Source organism: Variovorax sp. P4_B11, assembly GCF_056402355.1.
On sequence record NZ_JBFUHO010000005.1, the window covers coordinates 57,358 to 78,543 of the forward strand.

Below are 21,186 nucleotides of genomic sequence, written 5' to 3' on the forward strand. Positions count from 1 at the left end.
GGTTGAACCGACGATTCTTACATTTCGTTTCGTGAAATATGCGTAGAAGCAGGAATTCACTCAGATCAGCCCGCGCTCGGCCATGGACAGCGTGCCGCCGCGGGCGACGATCACGTGGTCGAGCACACGCACGTCGACCAGCGCGAGCGCGGCCTTGAGCGTCTGGGTGAGTGACTGATCGGCGCGCGACGGCTCCACGGAGCCGCTGGGGTGGTTGTGCGCCAGCACCACCGCGGCGGCGTGGTGGTGCAGCGCGCGCGTGACCACTTCGCGCGGATAGACGCTGGTCTGGGTCAAGGTGCCGCGAAACAGCTCTTCCATCGCGATCAGGCGGTGCTGGGCATCCAGGAACAAGGCGGCGAACACCTCATGCGGCCGGGCGGCCAGGTGCAGCTGCAGGTACTGCGTCACCGTGCCGGGCGAATCGAACACCGTGCGCGCCTTCAGGCGCTCGGCCATGGCGCGGCGGGCCAGTTCGAGCACCGCCGCCAGTTCGGCCCGCTTGGCGGTGCCGCCCAGGCCCTTGACCTGCTTGAGGTCGTCGAGCCCGGCGTGGAGCAGGCCCGAGAGGCCATCGAAGCGGTCGAGCAGCTCCTGCGCAAGCTGCAGCACGTTCTTGCCGCGCAGGCCGGTGCGCAGCAGCAGCGCCAGCAGCTCGGCGTCGGCGAGCGCGCCGGCACCGAGCGCCATGAGTCTTTCGCGCGGCCGCGCGCCATCCGGCAAGTCCTTGAAAGACATGGCGCATACGGGGTTCGAGCCCCACTCCCTAAAATAGGGCCCCAGTCTATAGGGACCCCTTACCTTGTCTTCGATTTCCACCGCCGCCGCCGTCACGCCCGGTTCCTTCCTCACGCTGCACTACCGGCTGGCCGGCCCCGCGGGCGACATCATCAACACCTTCCAGGACAAGCCGGCCACGCTGTCGCTCGGCACCGGCGAGCTGTCGCCGGCCGTCGAGCAGCGCCTGATCGGCATGGCGGAAGGCGCGCACGCCACTTTCGACCTGCCGGCGGGCGAAGCCTTCGGCGAGCGCAATGCCGACATGCAGCAATGGGTCGCGCGCAAGCTGCTGACGCAGATCGGCGATCCGGACGAGCAGTACGCCATCGGCGACGTGGTCCAGTTCCCCACCCCGGACGGTACCGGCAGCTATGCGGGCGCGGTCATCGAGTCGAACGAGACCGCGGTGCGCTTCGATTTCAACCATCCGCTCGCAGGTCAGCCCGTGACCTTCGAGGTGAAGCTGATCGGCGTGCTGTGAAAGGCATCGAGGAAGTCATCCTGGCCGAGCCGCGCGGCTTCTGCGCCGGCGTCGACCGTGCGATCGAGATCGTCGAGCGCGCCATCGCCAAGTTCGGCGCGCCGATCTACGTGCGCCACGAGATCGTGCACAACACCTACGTGGTCAACGAGCTCAAGGCCAAGGGCGCGGTCTTCATCGAGGACCTGGCCGAGGTGCCGCCTGGCTCGACGCTGGTGTTCAGCGCCCACGGCGTCAGCAAGGCGGTGCAGGCCGAGGCGCGCGAGCGCGGCTTCGAGATCTTCGACGCCACCTGCCCGCTGGTGACCAAGGTGCACGTCGAGGTGGCCAAGCTGGCGAAGGAAGGCTACGAGTTCATCATGATCGGCCACAAGGGACACCCCGAGGTCGAGGGCACGATGGGCCAGCTGTCGAGCGGCATCCATCTGGTCGAGGACGTGGCGGACGTGGCGCTCGTGGCGCCGGCGCAAACCGAGCGGCTGGCGGTCGTGACGCAGACCACGCTGTCGGTCGACGACGCGGCCGAGATCTCGGCCGCGGTGCGCGCGCGCTTCCCGAATGCGCGCGAGCCCAAGCAGCAGGACATCTGCTACGCCACGCAGAACCGGCAGGACGCCGTGAAGATGCTGAGCCCCCAGGTCGACCTGGTGATCGTGGTCGGCAGCCCGACCAGTTCCAACAGCAACCGGCTGCGCGAACTCGCGCAGCGCCTCGGCACCGAAAGCTACATGGTCGACTCCGCGGCCGAACTCCGGCCCGAATGGTTCGAGGGCAAGCGCCGCGTCGGCCTCACGGCGGGTGCCTCGGCGCCCGAGGTGCTGGTGCGCGAGGTGATCGACCGCATCAAGGCCTTCGGCGCCGTGTCGGTGCGCAAGATGGACGGCATCCAGGAGACCCTCAAGTTCCCGCTGCCCAAGGGGCTCAAGCTCGACGACATTCCGGCACCGGGGCATATCTCGTGAGCGGCGGCGTCCAGCACGATTGGCGCGGGGACGTCGAGGCGGCGGCGCGCCGGATCCATCGACGCGCGCCGCATTTCCTGCGCGAGACGCCGCTGTGGAAGCTCTCGGGCCGGGCGCTGGGCGTGGCGACGCCGGGCGTCGAAATCTGGCTCAAGCTCGAGCATCTGCAAGCCAGCGGGAGCTTCAAGGCGCGCGGCATGATGAACCGGCTGCTGGCCAACGAGATTCCGGCCAGCGGCGCGATCATTGCGTCCGGCGGCAATGCCGGCATCGCCACCGCCGCGGCCGCGCAGGCGCTGGGCGTGCCTTGCGAGGTCTTCCTGCCCAACATGTCGCCCGAGGCCAAGCGGGCCCGGCTGCGCATGCTCGGCGCCAAGGTGGTCGTCGGCGGCGAGGCCTATTCCGACGCGCTGGCTGCCTGTCTCGAACGCCAGCGCGAAACCGGCGCCTTGCTGACGCATGCCTACGACCAGCCCGAAGTGGTGGCCGGTGCCGGCACGCTCGGGCGCGAGATCGAGCAGCAGGGCGGCCTGCCCGACGCGGTGCTCGTGAGCGTCGGCGGCGGCGGCCTGATCGGTGGCCTGGCGGCCTGGTTCGAACAGCGCAGCCGCGTCGTGGCCCTCGAGCCCGAGCGCGCGCCGACCCTGGTGCGCGCGCGCGAGGCCGGCGAGCCGGTGGATGTCGAGGTCGGCGGCGTCGCGGCCGATTCGCTCGGCGCGCGGCGCATCGGCGCGATCGCCTGGGACATCACGCAGCGCCATGTGCGCGACGCGCTGCTGCTGTCCGACGAGGCGATACGCGCCGCCCAGCTCTGGCTGTGGAAGGAGCTGAAGCTGGCGGTCGAGCCGGCTGCGGCGCTGCCGCTGGCGGCCCTGCAGAGCGGCGCCTATGTGCCGCGCGAAGGCGAGAAGGTCTGCCTGATCATCTGCGGCGCCAACGTCGACCCCGCGACGCTAGCGTAGAGCTCGCCCCCAGGTTGGCTCACTTCGTGTAGCCGCCTCGAGTCGCTGCCAGAGGCAGCGGCTCTTCGGAGCCGTCCAAGCCTGCGCAGGCAGGCTTGGAGCCGCGGCTCCTCAGCCCCCTGCCGGGGGCAACACCAGCGGCCCGGCGGAGCCGGTTCCGCGGTGTTTCACGAAGGGGCCAGGCTTCGCCGGCCGGTGTGTTCGTGCACCGTGGATCGCACGCGACGCGGGGAAACTCTCAGGCCTGGGCGGGCTGCTGCTCGCAGTTGACCATCCAGGGCACGCCGAACTTGTCTTCGAGCATGCCGAAGCCGGTCGACCAGAAGGTCGGCGCGTAGGGCATCGTGACCTTGCCGCCGGCGCCGAGCGCGTTGAAAAGCTCCTCACCTTCCTTCACGTCCTTGGCCTGGACCGACAGCGAGAAGCCGTGGTAGCCCTTGAAGGGGTAGCCGGGCGGCGCATCGGACGCCATCAGCTGGTGGCCGCGGGCCTCCAGCGTGGCATGCATGATCTTGCCCTTGTGGTCGGCCGGTGTCTCGGCACCCATCGGGCTTTCGCCGAATGTCATGCTGAAGAGAATCTTGCCGCCCAGGGCCTGGGCGTAGAACGCGAGCGCTTCGGCCGCGTTGCCGTTGAAGGTCAGGTAGGCTTGCATCGCAACAACTCCTTGGGGGATTGAGGGGGAGCGAATGCGATCCTACGCGCACCTAAAATCACGTCCATGCTCGATATCACACTGTTACGCAAGGACCTGCCGTCGGTCGTTGCCCGCCTCGAAACGCGCAAGAAGAACCAGACCTACCTGGACGTCGCGAAGTTCAGCGCGCTCGAAGCCGAGCGCAAGACCCTGCAGACCCGCACGGAGGAGATCCAGGCGCGCCGCAACACCCTCAACAAGCAGATCGGTCCGCTGAAGGCCAAGGGCGAGTCGGTCGACGCGCTGATGGCCGAGGTCAACGCGCTGAAGGCCGAGCAGGAGTCCTCGGCGGTCCGGCTCGATGCGATCCAGCCCGAGCTCCAGGCCTTGCTGCTGGCGGTGCCGAACCTGGCGCATGCCAGCGTGCCGGTCGGCGAGGACGAGCATGCCAACGTCGAGGTGCGCCGCTGGAGCCCGCAGGGTGGCGATGGCGCAGCCGCGACCGCGCTCGCGTTCACGCCCAGGGACCACGTCGATCTCGGCGCCCCGCTGGGCCTCGATTTCGAGATGGGTGCCAAACTGTCGGGTTCGCGTTTCACGGTGATGAAGGGCCCGATCGCGCGGCTGCACCGTGCATTGGCGCAGTTCATGATCGACCTGCAGACCGAGCAGCACGGCTACACCGAGTGCTACGTGCCCTACATCGTCAACGCCGACTCGATGCGCGGCACCGGCCAGCTGCCCAAGTTCGAGGGCGACCTGTTCGCCGCCAAGAAGGGCGGCCAGGACGGCGAGCCCGCGCCCGACCATGCGGCGCTCTACCTGATCCCGACCAGCGAAGTGCCGCTCACCAACTTCGTGCGCGACGAAGTGCTGGCCGAAGCCCAGCTGCCGATCCGCCTGACTGCGCACACGCCGTGCTTCCGCTCGGAAGCCGGCAGCGCCGGGCGCGACACGCGCGGCATGATCCGCCAGCACCAGTTCGACAAGGTCGAGATGGTGCAGATCACGCACCCGGACAAGAGCTACGAGGCGCTGGAAGCCATGACCGGGCATGCCGAGGCGGTGCTGAAGGCGCTCGAGCTGCCGTACCGCGTGGTGCTGCTGTGCACCGGCGACATGGGCTTCGGCTCGACCAAGACCTACGACCTCGAAGTTTGGCTGCCGGCGCAGGACACCTACCGCGAGATCAGCTCGGTGTCGAACTGCGAGGCCTTCCAGGCCCGCCGGCTGCAGGCTCGCTTCAAGAATGCGCAGGGCAAGAACGAACTGGTGCACACGCTCAACGGTTCCGGCCTCGCGGTGGGACGGACGCTGGTCGCGGTGCTCGAGAACCACCAGAACGAGGATGGCTCGATCCGGGTGCCGGCGGCGCTGCGGCCCTACCTGGGCGGCCTCGAAGTGCTGCGCGGCTGAAAAAGCGGCGCAGAAGCTCTGCTATAATCGCGGGCTCGACAGACACCGGAGAGGTGGCAGAGTGGTCGAATGTACCTGACTCGAAATCAGGCGTACGTGCGAACGTACCGAGGGTTCGAATCCCTCCCTCTCCTCCAGGAATGGCCCCGCAAGGGGCCATTTTTTTTGCCCGTTCGCAAACCGAAAGTTCGCGAGGCCGAAGCCCTGTTCTCCACCGGCCCCGTGGACAGCCCTGTGGACAAGCGCAGGAGCAACTCCGGGGAAGGGCTCCAGGCTTGGCTTCCGACGCGATGCCTCCAAAACAGGCAGTTCCGCCCTGCGGGTCAGGGCCGGTCAGTGCGAGCCGTGCCGCCAGCTCGATTCAAGCACGCGCCAGGCGATCGGTCGCCCGGATCAACTGGTCCAGGATGCCCGGCTCCGACCAGGCGTGTCCGGCTCCTTCGATCAGATGGAACTCGGCCTCGGGCCAGGCCTTGTGCAGCGCATGGGCGTAGCGGGCCGGGCAGGGCATGTCGTAGCGGCCATGCACGATCACGCCGGGGATGCCATGCAGGCGATGGGCGTCGCGCAGCAGCTGGCCGTCTTCCAGCCAGGCGCCATGCACGAAGTAGTGGTTCTCGAGCCGGGCGAAGGCCAGCGCGAAATGGCCGTCGCCGTGCGCGGCCGAGATCGAGGGATCGGGCAGCAGCGTGATGGTCTCGCCCTCCCAGACGCTCCAGGCCTTGGCCGCCTCCAGCTGTCGTTCGGTGTCGTCGCCGGTGAGCAGCTTGCGGTAGGCGCCGATCATGTCGCCGCGCTCCGCCTCGGGAATCGGCGCCTGGAAGCGCTCCCACTGCGCCGGGAACATCTCCGAGACACCGAACTGGTAGTACCAGGCAAGCTCCGCGCGCGTCACCGTGTAGATGCCGCGCAGCACCAGCGCGCTGACCCGTTCGGGGTGCGTCTGCGCGTAGGCCAGTGCCAGCGTCGAGCCCCACGAACCGCCGAACACCAGCCACTGGTCGGCGCCCACGCGTGCGCGCAGGCGCTCGATGTCGGCGACGAGATGCCAGGTGGTGTTCGCCTCGAGCCCGGCATGCGGTGTCGAACGGCCGCAGCCGCGCTGGTCGAACAGCAGCAGGTCGTAGCGCGCGGGGTCGAACAGCCGGCGGTGCTCGGGCGAGATGCCGCCGCCCGGCCCGCCGTCCAGGAAGACGGCCGGCTTGGTGCCGGGGGTTCCCACGCGCTCGTAATAGACCGTGTGTCCGTCGCCGACATCGAGCAGGCCGCTGTCGTAGGGCTCGATCGGCGGATAGAGCGAACGAAGCGTCGTCATGGTCGGGTGGTGGTGTTCTCTCGCATGCTACCGCCCGGGTCCCTCAGCGCCGCCGCCCGCGCGGCGCTGCGGCCGGCTTCACCACCTGCTCGATCGGCAGCGCCACCTCGGATTTCACCTGCCGCAGCACGATGCTCGAACGCACGTGCGTCACGCCCGGGAGGCTGAACAGGGTCTCGTGCAGGAAGCGCTCGTAGTGCTTCATGTCCTGCACCAGCACCGTGAGGATGTAGTCCGCCGGCCCGGTGGCCGAGACGCAGCTGGTGATCTGCGGGCTGGCGGCGACCGCGTCCTCGAAGCGCTGCACCTGCGATTCGCTGTGGCGGTCGAGATTGACCTCGGCCACCGCCGCCACGTGCAGGCCGACTTTCTCGCGGTCGATCACGGCGGTGTAGCCACGGATCACGCCGGCCGCCTCCATGTCCTTGATGCGCTTCCAGCAGGGGGTCGGCGAGAGCCCGACGGCCTCGGAAATCTGCTGCACGGTCTGCCGCGCATCGCGTTGCAGCTCGAAAAGGATCTTCAGGCTGTGGGCGTCAAGAAGAATGGAATCGATGTTCATGGCGCATCTGGAGAATTTCATCCTCCAATCAGGGGGAATCGATAGTGTATTGAAGAAGCACTTCCTCGCCGGGCGATGGAACAATTTCGGCCATGAAAAGCCTCCCAAACGAAGCGCCCGTCCTGCGCGCCGACTACAAGCTGAGCGACAGCCTGTGGGCCAAATCGGGCGCCGTCTTCCTGACCGGCACGCAAGCGCTGATCCGGGTGCTGCTGATGCAGCGCCAGCGCGATGCGGCCCGCGGGTTGAACACCCAGGGCTTCGTCAGCGGCTATCGGGGCTCGCCGCTGGGCATGGTCGACCTGGCGATCTGGAAGGCCGGCAAGGCTTTCGAGGAGGCCGGCATCCGCTTCGTGCCGGCGATCAACGAGGAACTGGCGGCGACGCAGGTGCTCGGCACGCAGCGCGTCGAATCGGACCCCGAGCGCACGGTCGAGGGCGTGTTCGCGATGTGGTACGGCAAGGGCCCGGGCGTCGATCGCGCCGGCGATGCGCTCAAGCACGGCAACGCCTACGGCTCCTCGCCGCACGGCGGCGTGGTGGTGGTGGCGGGCGACGACCATGGCTGCGTCTCGTCCTCGATGCCGCACCAGAGCGACCATGCCTTCATGGCCTGGAGCATGCCGGTGCTGCAGCCGGCCTCGGTGGCCGAGTACCTCGAGTTCGGTCTCTACGGCTATGAACTGTCGCGCTACTCGGGCGCCTGGGTCGGGATGGCGGCGCTGTCGGAAGTGGTCGAGAGCGGCAGCACGGTCGACCTCGACCTGATCCATGCACGCGTCGCGACCTGGGCCGATGCCGACACCGTGCGCGCCGCCACCGGCCACCGCGAGCCGGTCGATGGGCTGCACTACCGCTGGCCCGACCTGCCCTCGCTGCGCATCGAGTCGCGGCTGGCCGACAAGCTGGCGGCGGTGGCCGCCTTCACGCGGGTCAACGCAATCGATCGCCACGTGATCGAGAGCCCGCAGGCCAAGGTCGGCATCGTGACCTGCGGCAAGGCCCACTACGACCTGATGGAGGTGCTGCGCCGCCTCGAGGTGACGCCGGAGGCACTGGCCCGCACCGGGGTGCGGCTCTACAAGGTGGGCCTGAGTTTCCCGATCGAGCAGACCCGCATCAAGGACTTCGCGCAGGGCCTCGACGAGATCCTGATCGTCGAGGAAAAGGGCGCCATCGTCGAGACGCAGCTGCGCGAGCTGTTCTACAACGCGCCGCCCGGCACCCGCCCGGCGCTGGTCGGCAAGCAGGACCGCGAGGGCCGGCCGCTGGTGTCGGCACTCGGCGAGCTGCGGCCGTCGCGGCTGATCGAGCTGGTGGCGCACTGGCTCGAGACCCATTTCCCCGGCAACAGCGAGCTCGGCGACCACCTGCAGCATGTGCGCGACTTCACGCCGCCCGAATTGCTCAGCAATGATGGCGACTCGGTCAAGCGGCTGCCGTACTTCTGCGCCGGCTGCCCGCACAACACCAGCACCAAGGTGCCCGAGGGTTCGACCGCGCGCGCCGGCATCGGCTGCCACTTCATGGCGAACTGGATGGACCGCAGCACGGCCGGGCTGATCCAGATGGGCGGCGAGGGCGTCGACTGGGTCTCGCACTCGATGTTCACGCGCACGCCGCACGTGTTCCAGAACCTCGGCGACGGCACCTACTACCACTCGGGCTATCTCGCGATCCGCCAGGCGGTGGCGGCCAAGGCGACGCTGACCTACAAGATCCTGTTCAACGATGCAGTGGCGATGACCGGCGGCCAGCCGGTCGACGGCATCATCAGCGTCGACGCGATCGCCCGCCAGGTCGAGTCCGAAGGCGTGAAGCAGGTGGTGGTGGTCAGCGATGCGATCGAGAAGTACGACGCGATGAGGGCCAAGTTCCCGGCCGGCATCGAGTTCCACGACCGCGCCGAGCTCGACGCGGTGCAGCGGCGCCTGCGCGAAGTGCCCGGCGTGACGGTGCTGATCTACGAGCAGACCTGCGCCGCCGAAAAGCGCCGCCGCCGCAAGAAGGGCGAGCTGGCCGACCCGGCCAAGCGCCTGTTCATCAACGAGGCGGTGTGCGAGGGCTGCGGCGACTGCACCGTGCAGAGCAACTGCGTGGCGGTGCTGCCACACGAGACCGAGTTCGGCCGCAAGCGCAAGATCGACCAGACCAGCTGCAACAAGGACTACTCTTGCGCCCAGGGCTTCTGCCCGAGTTTCGTCGGCGTCAGCGGCGGCGCGCTGCGCAAGAAGAGCGGCGCGCTGGCGGCCGGCAAGGACGCCTTCCTGCGCCACGTGGAGGCGTTGCCGCGGCCGGCGGCCCATGGCTGGACCGCGCCCTACGACCTGCTGGTCACCGGTGTCGGCGGCACCGGCGTGGTGACCGTGGGCGCGGTGATCGCGATGGCCGCGCACCTCGAAGGCAAGTCGGCCAGCGTGCTCGACTTCATGGGTTTCGCGCAGAAGGGCGGCGCGGTGCTGAGCTTCGTGCGCCTGGCCGACACGCCGGAGCGCCTGAACCAGGTGCGCATCGACACCCAGCAGGCCGACGCGATCCTGGCCTGCGACGTGGTGGTCGGTGCCTCGCCCGATGCGCTGCAGACCGTGCGCCATGGCCGCACCCGGATCCTCGCGAACATGCACGAGATCCCGGTGGCCGAGTCCCTGCGCAACCCGGATGCCGACCTCAAGACCGAACTGCTGCTCGAGAAGATGCGCTTCGTCGCCGGCCGCGACCAGGTGCAGACCTTCGATGCCCAGACGCTGGCCGAAGAGTTCCTCGGCGACACGCTGGCATCGAACATCCTGGCGGCGGGCTATGCCTGGCAGTGCGGCCTGATCCCGCTGAGCCTCGAGGCGCTGACGCGTGCGATCGAACTGAACGGCGTCGCCGTGGCGGCGAACCAGATGGCGTTCTCGCTCGGCCGCCTGGCCGCGGGCGATCCGCAGGCCATCGATGCCTTGCGCGGGGCACCGGCTGTGGCGCCCGAAGACGAATCGCTGGATGCGCTGATCGCCAGGGCCATGCGGCACCTGGCCGGCTATCAGAACGCCGCCTGGGCCAAGCGCTTCGAGGCCAGGGTGCAGTCCGTGCGCCAGCGCGAGGCCGCAATGGCCGGCGGTGATCCGTCCCTGCCCGTCACGCGCAATGCGGCCCAGAGCCTGCTCAAGCTCATGAGCTACAAGGACGAGTACGAAGTGGCGCGCCTCTACAGCGACGGCAGCTTTCGCGAGAAGCTCGCCGAGCAGTTCGAAGGCGATCTCAAGCTCGAGTTCCACATGGCGCCGCCGTTCCTGGCGCGGCCGAAGAACGGCCAGCCGCCGGTCAAGATCCGCCTCGGTGGCTGGATGCTGCCGGCGATGAAGTGGCTGGCGCGCGGCAAGCTGCTGCGGGGCACGGCCTTCGACCTCTTCGGCCACACCGAGGAGCGTCGGCTGGAGCGCGAGCTGATCGAGCGCTTCGACGCCCGGCTGGACGAGTTGATGGCCGGGCTCGCGCCCGCCAACCAGCGGCTGGCGGCGCAGATCGCCGCGGTGCCGCTGGCGATCCGCGGCTACGGCCACGTGAAGCTGGCCAACCTGGCGCTGGCGCGCGGCCGCGAGGCCGAGTTGCTGCACCGCTTTGCGCCCGAGCGCTATCCGCGGCCGGTCGCCGAGGCCAAGGCCGGGCAGATCCGCGGCATCGCGGTGGTGGCGCACTGAGTGCTTTCTCCATGCTGCGTTGTGCGCACGCGACGAATAAGGGAATGATTTGACCGGTGACGCGCGATCGGCCAATTAAGATCACGCCCTAGCGCCTGGCGCACCGGGGGTGCGTGGCACGAGGCGGCCTCCGGCCTCCGACCTATTTCAGTTGCGAGCCGCAGTGCCGCATGCAGGGCCCCTCGCCAGGGGCCTTTTTCTTTTTATTTTGTGGCCTGGATGACAAGGGCGTGAAAGCCATGGTGGGTAATTCGTCGTTCGCGGGGCTGGGCAACTCGTCCTTTGCCAGCCTCACACCGGCACCGGCCTCAGCCGACGAGGCCGAGCCGTGGGTGCGCGGCGAACTCATCCGCAGCCTGATGCGGGCCTCGCGGGGCTCCTATCTGCTGGCCGCGGCGCTGATGCCGGCGATGGTCGGCCTGAGCTGGGGCCATGTGCCGGCCTGGCAATTGATCGTCTGGCTGGTCATCGGCATCGCCGCCACCGCCTGCCGGATCTGGGGCGAACAGCTCTATGCCCGGCACTACGCCGACCGCGATTCGGCCGCCCAGCAGTACTTCGTCGAGCGCTACCGCTATCTCTGGAGTGCCAGCGGCTTCGCCTGGGGCCTGTCGATCCTGATCTTCTTCGAGCGCACGCCGCTGGTGAACCAGTTCATGAGCTGGCTGATCGTGGCCGGCGTGGCGACCTTCCCGCTCAACGGCCTGGCGCTGCACCCGCCGCTGCTCAGGCGCTACGTCAACACCCTGTTCTTCACGATGCTGGCGTCGATCGTGCTGCGCATGATCGAGCTCAAGTTCGCGCGGCCGCATTTCCACTACGGTTTCCTGATGCTGCCGGTGCTGCACTGGTGGCTGCTCCTGCGGGCCGGCCGGCGCATCCACGAGACCGCGCGCAACAGCTTCGAGCTGCTGTTCCACAACCACATCCTGATCAACTCGCTGACGCAGCAGCGGCAGGCGGCGGTCTCGGCGGTGGCCATGAAGAACCGCTTCCTCGCCAGTGCGGCGCATGACATGCGCCAGCCGGTGCTGGCGCTGTCGCTCTATGCCGATTGGCTGCGCAACGAGCCCGAACTGGTGGCCGAGATCGCGCCCAAGATCGTCCGCGCCACGCACGCCGTGAATGCCTTGTTCGATTCGCTGTTCGACCTCGCCCGCATCGATTCGGGGCAGGTGCGGCTGCACATCGAGCGGGTCGATGTGGCCCAGCTGCTGCACGACCTCGAGCTGCAATACCGGCCCGTGGCCGAGGCCAAGGGACTGACCTTCCGCATGCACGTGACGCCCGGCACGGTGCTGACCGACCCGATCCGGGTCCGCCGGATGATCGGCAACCTGCTGGCCAACGCGACCAAGTACACCGCCGAGGGCGGCATCCTGCTGGCTTCGAGGCAGACCCGCGACGGCCTGCGGGTGGAGGTGTGGGACACCGGCATCGGCATCGCGCGCGAGCACCTGCGCGATGTCTTCCTGGAGTTCTACAAGGTGGCCGACCATGCCGGCACCTCGGACGGCTTCGGCCTCGGCCTGGCGATCGTCGCGCGGCTGTCGCATGCCCTCGGCCATCCGGTCAGCGTGCGCTCGCGGCTGGGACGCGGCAGCGTGTTCCGCGTCGCCTTGCACGACGCCGACGAAACGCAAGCCCAGACCCGCATCTCGGGCGCCGTGGGCTGAGCCCCGGCCGGCGCAGCCAGGCCCGTTCGTGGAACACCGAGGAACCGGCTTTGCCGGGCCTCTGGTGTTGCCCCCCGGAGAGGGGGTGGGCGGCTACACGAAGTGAGCCAACCTGGGGGTCAGCCCGAAAGCAGGCCGTTGGTGCGGGCGTGGTGCAGCGCCTGCGTCCGGCTCTTCACGCCGAGGCGCCGGAACAGCCGCCACAGATGCACCTTGACCGTGTGCTCGCTGATGTCGAGCTCGGTGGCGATGTCGCGGTTGCTCATGCCCTGGTCGAGCATGGCGATCAGCTGGGTCTGTCGCTTCGACAGCTTGCTGTTGGCGGCAGCCACCGGCTCTTCGGCGTCGGTGTCGGCCATCAGCAGGCCGCGCAGCGCGGCCGTGAGCTCGGCCGAGCTGGCCGATTTCTCGATGTAGGTGTCGGCACCGGCCTCGATGCAGGCTTCTTCCATGTCGGCCGAGGGCGAGGCGGAATACACCGCGATCGGCACGTCCGGATAGGCCAGCTTGACCGCCACGACGCCCGAGACGCCGGTGGTGTCGGGCAGCTTCAGGTCGAGGCAGAACAGGCCGGGCGCCCCGTGTTGCTTGACGGCCGCCGCCAGCTTGTCGAGGCGCTCGAGTTCGACGATGTTCTCGGCCGGTCGCAGGCGTCGCAACACCATCACGATGGCGTCGCGCATCAGGGGGTGGTCGTCGATGACATAGATACTCATGATTTACTCGCAGTGTCCACAGGTCGGGCATTGCCCATCGCTGCGGTAGATTGTCCCTTTAGCCCTCGCTTGCCGCATCGGCTGCGGCCAGCGCTTCCAGTGCGGCCGAAGCCGCACGCCTAACTTCGTCGTCCATTGCCTCGAGCTGCGCGGCGAGCTGCGCCAGGGCGGCCCCCCGCTGCTGCCGCAGCGTTCCGATCGCCCGGCCCGCCTCCTGCGGTGTTGTGAATCCCCGGCTTTGTACCAGCTGCGCACCACTTGCGTCGAGCAACTTGAAATAGAAAAGCCCGTCGCGCTCGCGGTATTGCTTGAAGCTGGGCCGCGCCACCTTGGCCGCCTTGGGCGCCACCGCCTGGTTGTGGCTGGCGAGATTGCGCAGGCCGACCGCGTGGCGCAGGCCCTCCATGAAGGGCCGCGACAGCGCGCGCGCCTTCTCGGCGCCGTTGCGCAGGATCCGCTCGATCTGGGCCGGATCGTTGAGCAGGGCTTCGTAGTGCGCCCGCATCGGCGCCACCTCGCGGTCGATGCGCTCGAACAGCATCTGCTTGGCGTCGCCCCAGCCGATGCCGTCGGCGTAGGCCCGGCACAGGGTCTCGGTCTCCTCGTCGTCGGCGAAGGCCTGGTAGATCTGGAACAGGGCCGAACCCTCGGTGTCCTTGGGTTCGCCCGGCGCGCGCGAGTCGGTCACGATGCCGTTGATCAGCCTGTGCAGCTGCGCGCGGGGTGTGAAGAGCGGGATCGTGTTGTCGTAGCTCTTGCTCATCTTGCGGCCGTCGAGGCCCGGCAAGGTCGCCACCGTGTCGTCGATCTCGGCCTCGGGCAGCGTGAAGTGCTCGCCGTACAGATGGTTGAAGTGCTGCGCCATGTCGCGCGCCATTTCGATGTGCTGCACCTGGTCGCGGCCCACCGGCACCTTGTGGGCGTTGAACATCAGGATGTCGGCGCCCATCAGCACCGGGTACATGAAGAGGCCGGCGCTGACGTCGGCGTCCGGGTCCTCGCCCTTGGCGCTGTTCTTGTCGACCTGCGCCTTGTAGGCATGGGCACGGTTGAGCAGGCCCTTGCCCGTGACGCAGGTGAGGAACCAGGTCAGCTCGGGGATTTCGGGGATGTCGGACTGGCGGTAGAAGGTGACGCGCTCCGGGTCCAGCCCGCAGGCCAGCCAGGTGGCGGCGATCTCGAGCGTCGAGCGCTGGATGCGGGCCGGTTCGTCGACCTTGATCAGCGCGTGGTAGTCGGCCAGGAAATAGAAACTCTGAACGTCGTCGCGGCGGCTGAATCGCACCGAATGGCGCACCGAACCGACATAGTTGCCGAGGTGCGGCGTGCCACTGGTGGTGATGCCGGTCAGGAAGCGGATGGGCGTATCGGGAAGAAGGACCATGGGAAGTTCAGCGAATGAGGGCGGTGAGCGGGCTCAGCAGCAGCGAGATGGCCTGGTAGCCGAAGGCCATCAGCGGGCTCAACCACCAGGTGCTGACGACGCCGGCGATGACCAGGCCCATCACGATGAAGAAGCCGTAGGGCTCGATGCGGGCCAGCAACTCCTGGGCGCCCCCGCGTGGCAGCAGGCCGGCCAGCACACGGCCGCCGTCGAGCGGGGGCAGCGGGAACAGGTTGAAGGCCCACATCACGAGGTTGACCAGCACGCCGCCCTGGGCCATCTTGATAAAGAAGGTTTCGTTGATGCCGGCGCCGACCAGGCCGACCAGGAACAGTGCCCAGACGATGGCCTGGACGAAGTTCGAGACGGGACCGGCCAGCGCGACCCAGATCATGTCGCGCTTGGGGTGGCGCAGGCGGTTGAAATTGACCGGCACCGGCTTGGCGTAGCCGAACAGGAAGGCGCCCGAGGTGGCGAAGTACAGCAGCAGCGGCATCAGGATGGTGCCGACCGGGTCGATGTGCTTGAACGGGTTGAGCGTCACGCGGCCCAGCAGGTAGGCCGTGTTGTCGCCGAAGTACCGTGCCACGTAGCCATGGGCCGCTTCGTGCACCGTGATCGCGAAGACCACGGGCAGGGCGTAGATCAGGACGGTTTGAATCAGGTTTTGAATATCCACCGCCGGATTGTCTCAGACGGTAAGACTGTCCCTGGCGGGATTCACAGGCCCAGGGCGGCCAGCGGGCCGCGCCCCTGCCGCACCAGCAGCGGTTCGCCACCGGTGCCCATGGGCGTGAGGTCGACCACGGTGGTCGGTTCCGAGGGGCAGGCGCCGGCATCGATCACGGCGCCGATCTGCTTTTCGAAGCGCTCGCGGATCTGGGTCGGATCGTTCATGGCCTCGGTTTCGCCGGGCGGGATCAGCGTGGTCGCCAGCAGCGGCTCGCCGTGCAAGGTCAGCAGCTCCAGCAGCACCCGGTGGTCGGGCACCCGCAGGCCGATGGTCTTGCGCTGCGGATGGCTGACCCGGCGCGGCACTTCCTTGGTGGCCTCGAGCAGGAAGGTGTAGGGGCCGGGCGTGGCCGCCTTCAGCAGCCGGTACTGCTTGTTGTCGACCCGGGCGTAGTTCGAGAGTTCGCTCAGGTCGCGGCAGATCAGCGTCAGGTGGTGCTTGTCGTCGACCTGGCGGATCCGGCGCAGCTGGTCGACCGCGTCCTTGTCGTCGAGGTGGCAGGCCAGCGCGTAGCTGGAGTCGGTCGGCACGGCGACGATCTCGCCGCGGGCCAGCAGGGCGACCGCCTGCTTCAGCAGGCGCTGCTGGGGGTTGTCGGGGTGGACTTCGAAAAACTGGGCCATGGGGTCGATTCTGCCGCCTGGCGGCGGATCATGATTCGGCGGGCTCGATGGGAACCCGGCGTTCGCGCACGGTGAGCCAGGCGCCGGCCGCCCCGCAGACCGCAATCATGCCCATGCCGATCAGCGAGATGCTGTCCGGCACATAGGCGAAGATGACCCAGCCGCCCAGCATCGCGAAGGCGATCTGCGCATAGAGATAGGGCGTCAGCGTGGAGGCCGGCGCCCGCTGGTAGGCCAGGATCAGGATGAAATGGCCGACCGTGCCCATGAAACCCATCAGGCACAGCAGGGCCCACCAGTGCCAGGACGGCAGCGCGGTCCAGACGAAGGGCAGCGCCAACGAGGCCAGCAGCGCGCCGACCCAGCCGGTGTAGAAGTGCATCGTCAGCGGGTCTTCGGTCTGCGCCAGCTTGCTGGTCAGCACCTGGAACCAGGCGTTGGTCAGCACCAGCCCGATCGGCAGGAACATGGCCCAGCTGAAGGCCTCGCCGCCCGGGCGCAGGATCACCAGCGTGCCCGCGAAACCGCCCGCCACCAGCGCCCAGCGCAGCCGCGACACCTGCTCTTTCAGCGTGGTGGCGGCCAGCAGCGTGATCACCAGCGGCGCGATCAGCACGATCGAGGTGAACTCGGCCAGCGGCATGTAGCGCAGGCTGAAGAAGGCCAGCGTGCTCGAGGCCAGCAGCAGGGCGCCGCGCAGTAGCTGGTAGCGCGGATGGCGGGTGCGCAGCAGCGCGGTGCCACGGCGCGGCAGCAGCACCAGCGTGGTCGCCACCGCCTGGAAGAAATAGCGGACCCAGAGGCCCATCAGGATCGGCACGGCCGCGGTCGACAGCTTGGTGGCGGTGTCGAGCGTGGCGAAGCAGGCCACCGCCAGCAGGACCAGGCCGATGCCGGCCAGGATGCGCTCCGATTCCAGGTCGCGGGTGCCTTTCGGCGCGACGGCCTCGCTCGCCTGGGCCGTCACTGGATGCGGTGCTCCAGCAGTTCCCACACCGGGGTCAGCTGGCCGGGCAGCGGCGGCAGCTTGCCGAGGTCGCAATGGCTTTCGTCGGGACTGTGGAAGTCGCTGCCGCGCGAGGCGGCGAAATCGAACTCGAGTGCCTTGTCGGCGTACTCGACGTACTCGGCCGGCGTGTGGCTGCCGGTGACCACCTCGATCGCCCGGCCGCCGTGGGCCTTGAACTCGAGGAAGAGGGCGTATTCCTCGTTGGCCGTGAACTTGTAGCGGCCGGGGTGGGCGATCACGGCCAGTCCGTTGGCGGCGGTGATCCACTGCACCGCGTCCTTGAGCGAGGCCCAGCGGTGCGGCACGTAGCCGGGCTTGCCTTCGGTCAGAAACTTGCGGAACACCTCGGAGGTGTCGCGGCAGTGGCCGGCCTCGACCAGAAAGCGGGCGAAGTGGGTGCGCGAGATCAGCTCGGGGTTGCCGACGAAGCGCAGCGCGCCCTCGTAGGCGCCGTGGATGCCGACCCGGGCCAGGCCCTCGGACATTTCCATGGCGCGCTTGCCGCGGCCGCCACGGGTGTCGTAGAGGCCTTCGCCGATCGCAGCGTCATCGGGGTCGAAGCCCAGCCCGACGATGTGCACGGTTTCGCCGGCGAAGGTGACCGAGATCTCGGTGCCGGTGAGGTACTTCATGCCGTGCGCGCGGGCAGCGGCGGCGGCGCGGTGCTGGCCGCCGACCTCGTCGTGGTCGGTCAGGGCCCAGAGCTCGACGCCGTTGGCGGCGGCGCGTTCCGCCAATGCCTCGGGTGTCAGCGTGCCGTCCGATACGACGGAATGGCAGTGCAGGTCGGCATTGAGGATGGAGGACACCGCACGAGTTTATTCTTTCTCGAAATGGCCTGCGGCGGCCCGCTTTTTCAACGTTTCTTGCGGAACGCGAGCCAGGCTGCGACCGCGGTGAAACTCATCACGATCGCCACCACGATCCAGAAGCCGTGCCGGTGGTCGGCCAGCGGGATGCCGCCGACGTTCATGCCGAACAGGCCGGCCAGGATGTTGATCGGCAAGGCCAGCACGGTCACGACGGTCAGCACGAACAGGCTGCGGTTGTTGTCCTCGTTGACATCGGCGGCGATTTCTTCCTGCAGCAGCTTGATGCGCTCCTGCAGCCCGACCATGTCGCGCAGCACCACCGAGAATTCCTCGGTCGAGCCGCGCAGCTCCAGCACATCGGGCTCGGCCATCCAGGCGGGCGGGCTCTGCAGCAGCCGGAACAGCGCCGCCGGCTCGGGCGCCAGCAGCCGCTGCAGCCGCACCAGCACCCGGCGCAGCACGCCCAGCCGGGCCCGCTTGTGGTCGAGCCGGCCGGCCAGCAGCGCGTCCTCGATGTCGTCGATGCGCCCGGTCACGTCGCGCACGATCCTCACCAGCACGTCGGCCTGCACCCGCAGCAGGTGCTCGAGCAGCTCGGTGCTGGAACGCGGGGCGTCGCCGGACTTGACCGCGGTGCGCAGCGCATCGACCGATCGCAGCGGCTGGGTTCGCGCGGTCACCACCAGCCGCGGGCCGACGCTGATCCACAGGGTCGAGATGTCGGAGGGCTCGAAGCTGAAATCGAAATGGACGTCGTTGATGACCGCGATCAGCGAGTCGTCGGCGCGCTCGATCCGGGTCGAGTGCAGGCCCTCCTTGAGGGTCTCGAAGAAGATGCCGGACAGGCCGGCGTGGCGCAGCAGCCAGCGTTCGGCCTGGGCATGGCTCAGGTTGAAATGCAGCCAGAGATAGGCGCCGGGGGCGGTGCCGGTCGCCAGCCAATCGGCTGCCTGTGCGGAATCGACTGCGCGCACCGGTTCCGGGGCGGCGGCATCGAACAGGTAGCCGCAGATCAGCCCGGCGTCGTCGCTGCCGTAGGCGCCAGCGATCGAGTTCATGGTGCGATGGGCATGGTCGGTGTCGCGGGATGCTGCCGGCGGCATGTGTCAGCCGTGTGACGGCGGCGGCGCGGTGTACTTTCTGTCACGAGACCGTCATCCGGCGGCCTCAGCATGGTGGCATTCCCTTTGCCATTCGAGTCGAACCATGACGCTGCCGAGTACGTTCAGTGACCCCGAGGACCTGGTGGCGCGCATCGCGCGTGACCTGGTGGACAGCTACGACGAGGAGATCGAACTCGAGCTCGAGGACCGCAGCCTCGACGAGCTGGAGACGGGCGTGGTCACCGACAAGGCGGGGCGCCAGGCCTACTTCAAGGAGCTGTTCCGGCTTCAGGGCGAGCTGGTTAAGCTGCAGGACTGGGTCCAGCACAGCCGGCAGAAGGTCGTGATCCTGTTCGAAGGGCGCGATGCCGCGGGCAAGGGCGGCGTCATCAAGCGGATCACCCAGCGGCTCAATCCGCGCGTGGTGCGCGTTGCGGCCCTGCCGGCGCCGAACGACCGCGAGCGTACCCAGTGGTACTTCCAGCGCTACGTGGCGCACCTGCCGGCGGCCGGCGAGATGGTGCTGTTCGACCGCAGCTGGTACAACCGCGCCGGCGTCGAACGGGTGATGGGTTTCTGCTCCGACGAGGAGTACGAGGAATTCTTCCGCACCGTGCCCGACTTCGAGCGGATGCTGGTGCGCTCGGGCATCAAGCTGATCAAGTACTGGTTCTCGATCACCGACGAGGAGCAGCACATGCGTTTCCTCGGCCGTATTCACGACCCGTTGAAGCAGTGGAAGCTGAGCCCGATGGACCTCGAATCGCGCCGCCGCTGGGAGGAATACACCAAGGCCAAGGAGACGATGCTGGACCGCACCCACATCCCCGAGGCGCCCTGGTGGGTGGTGCAGGCGGTCGACAAGAAGAAGGCGCGCCTGAACTGCATCAGCCACCTGCTGGGCCAGCTGCCCTACCACGAGGTGGCGCACCCGCCGGTGGCGCTGCCGGCGCGGGTCCGGAACGCCGACTACCTGCGCCACCCCGTGCCTGCCAGCATGTATGTGCCCGAGCGGTACTGAAATGAAACACCCCCCGAAGCGCCTGCGGCGCTTCCCCCCTCAAGAGGGGCGATACCGGCGGCCCGGCAAAGCCGGTTCCGCGGTATCCCTGGCATTTGGCTGCGCCGGTTTCATGCGTCGCGGGTCACGCGATCACGTGGTGGAGCACTGATTGACGGCGCGCTCCCCGGGCCGGCCGATGGTCGGGTAGCTGGCCGGGGGCGAAGCTGCTACCGTGTTCGCAACGATGCACGCCTCCGCCTCCGCCGCCGCCATGTCCCCTCGTTCGCCCTCTCCGCTGACCCGTGCCTACAAGCGCGGCCTGAACGCGCTCACCAAGGCGACGCTGGGTAGCGGCAAGCGGATCGCCCAGCGGGTCCGGAGCGTGGCGGTGGAGCAGCTCAAGCCGCCGCCGGGGCGTGGCGACTGGATCCCCGGCGCCGCGCTGGGACCGGCCGGGGCGCGGCGCTACCACCTCTATCGCCCGCCCGCACTGGCGCTGGAGCCGGGCGAGCAGCTGCCCCTGATGGTCATGCTGCACGGCTGCGCCCAGACCGGGCGCGATTTCGCGATCGCCACCCGCATGAACCGGGTCGCCGACCGCGAACGCTTCCTGGTTCTCTATCCCGAGCAGGATCGCCTGGCCAATGCGCAGGGCTGCTGGAACTGGTATGACCGTCGTTCCGGCAAGGCCGATGCCGAGGCCGCCACCTTGATGGCCGCGATCGACCAGGTGCTGCTGCTGTATCCGGCCGATCGCGAGCGGGTGGCGATCGCCGGGTTGTCCGCCGGTGCCAGCATGGCGGCCCTGCTGGCCACCCGCTATCCGGCGCGCTTCAAGGCGGTTGCCATGCATTCGGGCGTGGCGCCCGGCGCGGCCAGGTCGCCCGCCACCGCGCTGGGTGCCATGCGCGGCCAGCATGTGCCGCCGATGCCGGCCACCGCGGTCGGCAAGGCGATGGGCGCGGCAGCGGCATTCACCACGCTGCCGCCGCTGCTGATCCTGCACGGCGACGCCGACAGCGTGGTCGCGCCGAGCAACGCCGGCAGCAGCGCGGAGGTCTGGGCGGTCGCCACCGGCGGCCGGCCCGGGGCGGTGCGGGCGATGCAGCGCGGCAAGCGCCATCCGATGCGCGTCACCGACTTCAACCGTGGCGGCCGGACGATGGTCACGCTGTGCGAGATTGCCAGCCTGGGCCATGCATGGAGCGGCGGAGCGTCGAGCATGCGCTTCACCGACGCCGCCGGACCCGATGCCTCGAAGCTGGTGTGGGCCTTCGTGGCCCGCCAGTTCCGGCGTGCCGCGCCGCGAACCTAGGGTCGACCTGCCTG

The 21,186-nt window shown here is 68.5% G+C and carries 19 protein-coding genes and 1 tRNA gene; 9 read left to right on the forward strand and 11 right to left on the reverse strand.

The window, feature by feature from the left end; all coding sequences use genetic code 11:
• Nucleotides 1–60 precede the first annotated feature (60 nt).
• Complete coding sequence (radC, locus tag AC1DYD_RS07310; protein WP_478172087.1) at nt 61–738, reverse strand: RadC family protein; 678 nt, start codon at nt 736–738, stop codon at nt 61–63.
• 64 nt (nt 739–802) lie between these two features.
• Between radC and AC1DYD_RS07315 the strand changes: the two genes are divergently transcribed.
• The 3 genes from AC1DYD_RS07315 to AC1DYD_RS07325 are packed head-to-tail and all read left to right on the forward strand — an operon-like array spanning nt 803 to nt 3,185.
• Nucleotides 803–1,261 (forward strand): FKBP-type peptidyl-prolyl cis-trans isomerase, encoded by a 459-nt coding sequence (locus AC1DYD_RS07315; RefSeq protein ID WP_478172088.1) that lies wholly within the window; start codon nt 803–805, stop codon nt 1,259–1,261.
• Complete coding sequence (gene ispH, locus AC1DYD_RS07320; protein WP_478172089.1) at nt 1,258–2,223, forward strand: 4-hydroxy-3-methylbut-2-enyl diphosphate reductase; 966 nt, start codon at nt 1,258–1,260, stop codon at nt 2,221–2,223. The genes AC1DYD_RS07315 and ispH overlap by 4 nt, the downstream gene beginning before the upstream one ends.
• Nucleotides 2,220–3,185 (forward strand): threonine/serine dehydratase, encoded by a 966-nt coding sequence (locus tag AC1DYD_RS07325; protein WP_478172090.1) that lies wholly within the window; start codon nt 2,220–2,222, stop codon nt 3,183–3,185. The genes ispH and AC1DYD_RS07325 overlap by 4 nt, the downstream gene beginning before the upstream one ends.
• Before the next feature lie 238 nt (nt 3,186–3,423).
• Here the strand turns inward: AC1DYD_RS07325 and AC1DYD_RS07330 are convergent, their stop codons facing one another.
• Complete coding sequence (locus tag AC1DYD_RS07330) at nt 3,424–3,840, reverse strand: VOC family protein (protein ID WP_478172091.1); 417 nt, start codon at nt 3,838–3,840, stop codon at nt 3,424–3,426.
• Nucleotides 3,841–3,906: 66 nt separating this feature from the next.
• Here AC1DYD_RS07330 and serS point away from each other — a divergent pair, with 66 nt between their 5' ends.
• Entirely contained in the window at nt 3,907–5,238 is a 1,332-nt protein-coding gene (gene serS / locus AC1DYD_RS07335) for a serine--tRNA ligase (RefSeq protein WP_478172092.1), read from the forward strand.
• Between the two features lie 47 nt (nt 5,239–5,285).
• Nucleotides 5,286–5,375 (forward strand) — tRNA-Ser (locus AC1DYD_RS07340).
• Nucleotides 5,376–5,599: 224 nt separating this feature from the next.
• On the opposite strand, the gene pip is transcribed toward AC1DYD_RS07340, so the two are convergent.
• Together pip and AC1DYD_RS07350 are read right to left on the reverse strand one after the other, a co-directional pair.
• Nucleotides 5,600–6,553: a prolyl aminopeptidase gene (gene pip / locus AC1DYD_RS07345; RefSeq protein WP_478172093.1), complete on the reverse strand. Its 954-nt coding sequence runs from the start codon at nt 6,551–6,553 to the stop codon at nt 5,600–5,602.
• Nucleotides 6,554–6,596: 43 nt separating this feature from the next.
• Complete coding sequence (locus tag AC1DYD_RS07350) at nt 6,597–7,115, reverse strand: Lrp/AsnC family transcriptional regulator (RefSeq protein WP_478172094.1); 519 nt, start codon at nt 7,113–7,115, stop codon at nt 6,597–6,599.
• A 92-nt stretch (nt 7,116–7,207) separates the two neighbouring features.
• On the opposite strand from AC1DYD_RS07350, the gene AC1DYD_RS07355 reads away from it, so the two are divergent.
• Both AC1DYD_RS07355 and shkS read left to right on the forward strand, forming a co-directional pair.
• Nucleotides 7,208–10,798, forward strand: a complete 3,591-nt coding sequence (locus AC1DYD_RS07355; RefSeq protein WP_478172095.1) for an indolepyruvate ferredoxin oxidoreductase family protein — start codon at nt 7,208–7,210, stop codon at nt 10,796–10,798.
• Between the two features lie 239 nt (nt 10,799–11,037).
• The gene (gene shkS / locus AC1DYD_RS07360; RefSeq protein WP_478172244.1) at nt 11,038–12,474 is read left to right on the forward strand and encodes a surface-behavior sensor histidine kinase ShkS; all 1,437 of its coding nucleotides are present in this window, start codon (nt 11,038–11,040) and stop codon (nt 12,472–12,474) included.
• A 119-nt stretch (nt 12,475–12,593) separates the two neighbouring features.
• Here the strand turns inward: shkS and AC1DYD_RS07365 are convergent, their stop codons facing one another.
• From AC1DYD_RS07365 to AC1DYD_RS07395, 7 genes are read right to left on the reverse strand one after another with little or no spacing between them, the layout of a single operon-like run.
• Nucleotides 12,594–13,190 (reverse strand): LuxR C-terminal-related transcriptional regulator, encoded by a 597-nt coding sequence (locus AC1DYD_RS07365; RefSeq protein WP_286369234.1) that lies wholly within the window; start codon nt 13,188–13,190, stop codon nt 12,594–12,596.
• Nucleotides 13,191–13,248: 58 nt separating this feature from the next.
• The gene (locus AC1DYD_RS07370) at nt 13,249–14,574 is read right to left on the reverse strand and encodes a tryptophan--tRNA ligase (protein ID WP_478172096.1); all 1,326 of its coding nucleotides are present in this window, start codon (nt 14,572–14,574) and stop codon (nt 13,249–13,251) included.
• Nucleotides 14,575–14,581: 7 nt separating this feature from the next.
• The gene (locus AC1DYD_RS07375) at nt 14,582–15,253 is read right to left on the reverse strand and encodes a site-2 protease family protein (protein WP_478172097.1); all 672 of its coding nucleotides are present in this window, start codon (nt 15,251–15,253) and stop codon (nt 14,582–14,584) included.
• A 41-nt stretch (nt 15,254–15,294) separates the two neighbouring features.
• Nucleotides 15,295–15,930: an L-threonylcarbamoyladenylate synthase gene (locus AC1DYD_RS07380; protein ID WP_478172098.1), complete on the reverse strand. Its 636-nt coding sequence runs from the start codon at nt 15,928–15,930 to the stop codon at nt 15,295–15,297.
• A gap of 28 nt (nt 15,931–15,958) precedes the next feature.
• Nucleotides 15,959–16,897, reverse strand: a complete 939-nt coding sequence (locus AC1DYD_RS07385; protein WP_478172099.1) for a DMT family transporter — start codon at nt 16,895–16,897, stop codon at nt 15,959–15,961.
• Nucleotides 16,894–17,748 (reverse strand): 3',5'-nucleoside bisphosphate phosphatase, encoded by an 855-nt coding sequence (locus AC1DYD_RS07390; protein ID WP_478172100.1) that lies wholly within the window; start codon nt 17,746–17,748, stop codon nt 16,894–16,896. The genes AC1DYD_RS07385 and AC1DYD_RS07390 overlap by 4 nt, the downstream gene beginning before the upstream one ends.
• A 47-nt stretch (nt 17,749–17,795) precedes the next feature.
• Nucleotides 17,796–18,809, reverse strand: coding sequence for a transporter (locus tag AC1DYD_RS07395; RefSeq protein WP_478172101.1), 1,014 nt, complete (start codon nt 18,807–18,809; stop codon nt 17,796–17,798).
• Between the two features lie 148 nt (nt 18,810–18,957).
• On the opposite strand from AC1DYD_RS07395, the gene ppk2 reads away from it, so the two are divergent.
• Nucleotides 18,958–19,875 carry a polyphosphate kinase 2 gene (ppk2, locus tag AC1DYD_RS07400; RefSeq protein ID WP_478172102.1) on the forward strand — a complete coding sequence of 306 codons (918 nt, stop codon included), beginning with the start codon at nt 18,958–18,960 and terminating at the stop codon, nt 19,873–19,875.
• Between the two features lie 253 nt (nt 19,876–20,128).
• Nucleotides 20,129–21,172 carry an extracellular catalytic domain type 1 short-chain-length polyhydroxyalkanoate depolymerase gene (locus AC1DYD_RS07405; protein WP_478172245.1) on the forward strand — a complete coding sequence of 348 codons (1,044 nt, stop codon included), beginning with the start codon at nt 20,129–20,131 and terminating at the stop codon, nt 21,170–21,172.
• The last annotated feature ends 14 nt before the right edge of the window (nt 21,173–21,186 follow it).

What these genes read in the sequence shown, in the direction of transcription:
- ppk2 (WP_478172102.1), top strand. Translation starts at nt 18,958, where the DNA reads ATGACGCTGCCGAGTACGTTCAGTGACCCCGAGGACCTGGTGGCGCGC.
- AC1DYD_RS07370 (WP_478172096.1), bottom strand. Translation starts at nt 14,574, where the DNA reads ATGGTCCTTCTTCCCGATACGCCCATCCGCTTCCTGACCGGCATCACC.
- serS (WP_478172092.1), top strand. Translation starts at nt 3,907, where the DNA reads ATGCTCGATATCACACTGTTACGCAAGGACCTGCCGTCGGTCGTTGCC.
- AC1DYD_RS07405 (WP_478172245.1), top strand. Translation starts at nt 20,129, where the DNA reads ATGTCCCCTCGTTCGCCCTCTCCGCTGACCCGTGCCTACAAGCGCGGC.
- AC1DYD_RS07355 (WP_478172095.1), top strand. Translation starts at nt 7,208, where the DNA reads ATGAAAAGCCTCCCAAACGAAGCGCCCGTCCTGCGCGCCGACTACAAG.
- AC1DYD_RS07365 (WP_286369234.1), bottom strand. Translation starts at nt 13,190, where the DNA reads ATGAGTATCTATGTCATCGACGACCACCCCCTGATGCGCGACGCCATC.
- AC1DYD_RS07330 (WP_478172091.1), bottom strand. Translation starts at nt 3,840, where the DNA reads ATGCAAGCCTACCTGACCTTCAACGGCAACGCGGCCGAAGCGCTCGCG.
- AC1DYD_RS07380 (WP_478172098.1), bottom strand. Translation starts at nt 15,930, where the DNA reads ATGGCCCAGTTTTTCGAAGTCCACCCCGACAACCCCCAGCAGCGCCTG.
- pip (WP_478172093.1), bottom strand. Translation starts at nt 6,553, where the DNA reads ATGACGACGCTTCGTTCGCTCTATCCGCCGATCGAGCCCTACGACAGC.
- AC1DYD_RS07350 (WP_478172094.1), bottom strand. Translation starts at nt 7,115, where the DNA reads ATGAACATCGATTCCATTCTTCTTGACGCCCACAGCCTGAAGATCCTT.
- shkS (WP_478172244.1), top strand. Translation starts at nt 11,038, where the DNA reads ATGGTGGGTAATTCGTCGTTCGCGGGGCTGGGCAACTCGTCCTTTGCC.
- radC (WP_478172087.1), bottom strand. Translation starts at nt 738, where the DNA reads ATGTCTTTCAAGGACTTGCCGGATGGCGCGCGGCCGCGCGAAAGACTC.
- AC1DYD_RS07395 (WP_478172101.1), bottom strand. Translation starts at nt 18,809, where the DNA reads ATGAACTCGATCGCTGGCGCCTACGGCAGCGACGACGCCGGGCTGATC.